Here is a 260-nt window from a genome sequence, read left to right as displayed (position 1 = left end):
CAGGGAGGTAAATACCAAGATGTGTTTGCATGAGGCGCTAGGCTGTGTTATTAAAGTGATGAAGATATAATCTCACATCTTCTCAACAGCTTAAGATCCATTCCGTGTCCCGCCGTTATCAGCTGACTGATGCACAATGGGGGCTTATCGAGCCCCAGTTTCCTTCTCGAAGCCTGATCGGGCGCCCTACCCGTGAACCGCGCCAAGTGCTCGATGGCATTCTCTGGATACTCCACACCGGAGCTCCTTGGCGAGACCTT

1 protein-coding gene is annotated in these 260 nt (G+C 51.9%); it reads left to right on the top strand.

The genetic code is table 11. From position 1 onward, the window contains the following. Window positions 1–104 precede the first annotated feature (104 nt). Window positions 105–260 (top strand): transposase (locus tag AACR77_RS18555; RefSeq protein WP_156133343.1); only part of this gene is annotated, 156 nt, incomplete at its 3' end.

It is taken from the genome of Aeromonas sp. ZOR0002, from assembly GCF_963866995.1.
Lineage (GTDB): Bacteria > Pseudomonadota > Gammaproteobacteria > Enterobacterales > Aeromonadaceae > Aeromonas > Aeromonas caviae.
This window is presented reverse-complemented; position numbering and strand designations above follow the sequence as displayed.